The sequence below is a fragment of the Rhodopirellula maiorica SM1 genome (assembly GCF_000346295.1).
In the GTDB taxonomy this organism is placed as follows: domain Bacteria; phylum Planctomycetota; class Planctomycetia; order Pirellulales; family Pirellulaceae; genus Novipirellula; species Novipirellula maiorica.
This window is the reverse complement of sequence record NZ_ANOG01000740.1, coordinates 1-3,247: the sequence shown is the minus strand read 5'-3', so window position 1 is coordinate 3,247 and position 3,247 is coordinate 1. Positions and strand designations below refer to the sequence as shown.

At 52.5% G+C, this 3,247-nt stretch carries 2 protein-coding genes; both read right to left on the bottom strand.

All coding sequences use genetic code 11. The features are described from left to right. Positions 1-107: 107 nt before the first annotated feature. Entirely contained in the window at positions 108-2,285 is a 2,178-nt protein-coding gene (locus tag RMSM_RS38855; protein WP_008702654.1) for a 3-keto-alpha-glucoside-1,2-lyase-like domain-containing protein, read from the bottom strand. Between the two features lie 208 nt (positions 2,286-2,493). Continuing rightward, positions 2,494-2,940, bottom strand: a complete 447-nt coding sequence (locus RMSM_RS24095) for a hypothetical protein (RefSeq protein ID WP_008702652.1) — start codon at positions 2,938-2,940, stop codon at positions 2,494-2,496. Positions 2,941-3,247: the final 307 nt, after the last annotated feature.

The window sequence follows — 3,247 nt, the reverse complement described above, 5'->3', positions numbered from 1 at the left end:
CGCAGAGACTTTCGGCCACGAGACTTTCGGCCATGCGCGTAAAACCGAAACTCTCTGCGAGTTTCGCTACGCAGAAATGCTTCACGGCGTTTTAGGAACCGGCACTCCTATTCCTCGACGGGGAAATGGAACTCGCTTACTTGTTTTCCATTGACCTCATGATGACGCAGCGTCAGCTTGGGCTTGCCATCCTTTCCTTTGGCCTGGACATGGCCTGACAAAAAGCCTCCCGCGACACGCAAAAATTGATGCTCGGGTCGTTTGTCACCTGGCTTCCAACCTAGTTCATGATCCGCACTACCTGGGCCGCAACCGAATTCCCACAGTCCGGATTTCTCGTCCAGCGACGCGTATTGCCAATGTCGATCGCCGCAGAAAATGATCAGACCGTCGATCTCGGCAAAGGCCTGCCGAAGTTCGTTCCCTTCGTAAACGAAGTTGTCATTGGCATGGTTGTCACTCTTGTTGTCACGATCGGGACCCACAATCGGCGTCGGACTGAAGAGCAATTTAAACGTTGCGTCAGAGTCCTTTAGCGTCTGCAACAGCCATTCTTTTTGTTCCTTCCCGAGGATTGTCTTTTCAGGTCCATCGGGCATGTTGTTGGGGCTGCGAAAATCGCGACCTTCCAAGATCCACATCTGGGTGTGCTTGCCCCATGAAACCGTTTGGTAGCGAGGTTCGTGCGAGGGAAATTGCTCTTTGTTAAACAACTGAACGCCTTCTTCAAAGCTAACCGACCCGTAGCGTTCCCCCGGCCAACAATCGTTTTTCAACGTGTCATGGTCATCTTTGATGAAGTAAGTTGTGTGATTTGCATAGAAACGACGATTGTTGGGCAAGGCAAAAATGCGCTGCCACTTAAACCGCATCAACTCCTTTGTCATCGCCCAAGGATCGGGTTTGTCGTAGTATTCGATGTCTCCGGCATGCACGACAAAATCAGGACCAAACTTCTCGAAGGATGGATAGATCTTGTGTCCCCGATCGCCATCATCGCGGCGGATGAAATCGTGACAGGTTGTCATGCAAAACCTTATGTCTTTATCGCTGCTTACTTCCGGCGCCGTTTCAAAACTACCTCGCAATACCGCCGATAGTGCCTCCTGCGAAGCTTCGTCTTTACCGACTGGCCGCGTTTCCACGATGGCCGCGTACTGAGTGCCCGGTCGTAGATCATTCAGATGCCACTGAGCCGTAAAGTCCTGTTCGGCGACGGTCTTCTTCCATGGAGTCGTTTTGGAATCGTAGCGTTTTAATTTTGGGAAATAGGTCAATCGTACTTCGCCCTCGACCCCGGAACATGCACCGAGCATCTGTTCGAGCTTTGCCCCGGCGGGCAACTGCGCGGCTAGCAGTTCATCCGCATCGGTCCCCTTAGCAAGTTTTCGGGCCTCGCTATTGGACAACTTCACAAACGGCAATCCGTCCATCTTCGCTTCTGGATTCTTTGTCGTCCGTGTCCACAAGACGATTGAATTCTGGTCTGCCCAGCTGTTACGCATCCCATTCGCGAGAAAAGGTCCCTCGCTGGGTGAGGAAACGGCAGCTTCAGTGGGTGCTGGCAACACGGTTAATTGAAAGTTTTTGTAGGCGGCTTGCCCGCCATGATCGGTCAGCATCACGCGGTCTCCCTCGCGTGGCTGGGCAAAACCCGACTCTTCAAAAAACTTGCTCCGTGCATAGATCGCGTCCCATGCCGCACCCTCGGTCTCGGTTTCAGCGACCAATTCTCCATTTAGGAAATGTTGCAAGTGGGTTCCGCGGGCGACCACTCGAGCATGATTCCATTGGCCGGCAGGCTTCAAAGGTTTGTCCAGCGTCGGAGCTTGCAAATCATAAATCGAAGCGGTCGATCCCTTGCTAGGATTCTTCAGCGGAATCGTTTCGTCGATAATCTGGTATTCCACACCCAGATATCGATTACCAAACTTGCGAACGCGGTACTTCAGTCCCGAATTGGTCTTCGGAGAGATCTTCCAATCCCAGGCGAGTTCAAAGTTTGGCGGCAGCGGAGGGCTAATAAGATTTCCATCGCCAGTGCGAGGTTTCACCAGCCGAACTTCGCCATCGGCGAACTCCCAAGCCTCGCCGACAGGATTCCCTTTGCCTGTCCGCCAGAACGAGGGCTGGCTCCAATCATCCTCGGGTGAAACCAGCGAAATTTCGTTGGCAGCCACGTCGGCCGGATCGTGTGCTTCGTCCGCAAGGCAGAAATTTGAACCAACGGTTGCAAAGGCAAACAGCGACAGCCAAAAACAGTTGACCAAACCAATCAATCGCATCGAAGAAGACCTACCAAACGGAACAAACGGGGAAAGCTCGGCCCATGATACTCGAAATTTACCCACGCCAAGCTATGGAACGCCCCGGGTCGAAGCAATTTTTTAATGTGATACCTACCGATAGTCCCGCCCGTTGAACCCACAAAACACTAGCCCCATCGCTAGCGATTTCGATGATTCCACAAGTAGCGGCATCCGCGGCAGCGAGCTACTCAGTCCCCGGCACGACGGTACATGTGACCACTTTCGCACCGGTGCTCGTGTCTGCTCTGATTAGACAGTTTCGGACCCATGCGTCCTTCGGAGGTTTACTAGGGTTATCGGCCACTCCAACGTTGCGAAGTTCGCGGGCAATCTCCTTTGTCTGCAGATCAATCAGACTGCCGCTTGAATTGATGACGTATCGCTCGTTCAACAGATGGAAAGCCGAACCGGTCTTAGTCCACTCGGTCGGAACTTCGTCGGTACGCACTGGCTGCCAGAACTGAGTATTCAACCAGACCAACTTTTTCCGCTGCAATGATGCGAGCTGTTCACCATCGGGTGCAAACGCCTCAATTGTTCGGTCTGGTATCGATGTGCAATGGACTAACTCAAACGTTTGCAAGTCAATAATCAATCGCTTCGCGGGGGCATCGTGTGTGAAATAGACCACGAGATAGCGACGATCAGGGGACAAGTGAGCTAGACAATGGCCGTGGGTTTCGAACACATCGTCAAAAGATTGGTGTCCTTACGAGAACGTTTGAAACGCCTAAGATTATTCCGAACGTTTAAATAGACAGCCGAGATTAAGTTCGACAAGGACGCCCACAACAGCTCACCCGCGACCTATTGTTGAGTGCAAACTCAAAATGCTGTTATTGACGTGGTGTCCTGCGATTTGCAAATTGCGGAACCGCTGCGGAGGCGAGGGGAGCCAGACTTTTTGAGCTTTGATGTCGCAGGATCAACGGGGGCGT

Bases quoted from the DNA above. Each gene is read 5' to 3' on its own strand.
- RMSM_RS38855 (WP_008702654.1), bottom strand. From the start codon at position 2,285: ATGCGATTGATTGGTTTGGTCAACTGTTTTTGGCTGTCGCTGTTTGCC.